This is a genomic window from Asaia sp. As-1742 (assembly GCF_011753235.1).
GTDB lineage: Bacteria > Pseudomonadota > Alphaproteobacteria > Acetobacterales > Acetobacteraceae > Asaia > Asaia bogorensis_B.
In genome coordinates, this window is the sequence record NZ_VWWA01000062.1 from 1 (window position 1) to 258 (window position 258).

A 258-nucleotide genomic window follows, 5' to 3' on the forward strand; every position below is an offset into this window, starting at 1 on the left:
TGTCGATCGCGACGAACAGGTAAAGGCGCCCAGCCTCGGTTCGAACCTCGGCCAGATCGATATGGAAGTAGCCGATCGGATAGCGCTTGAACTTTGAGCGCTTTGGCTTGTCACCTTCTGTCTCGGGCAACCGCGAAATGCCATGTCGCTGAAGGCAGCGATGCAAGGACGACCGGGTCAGATGCGGGATCGTTGCCTGCAGTGCATAAAGGCAATCGTCCAGTGGCAGCAGCGTGTGCCGACGGAACGCCACGATCA

General features: G+C 58.5%; 1 pseudogene. It reads right to left on the reverse strand.

The features are described from left to right. Positions 1 to 258: pseudogene (locus tag F3J08_RS16885) on the reverse strand (hypothetical protein); the annotation flags it as partial.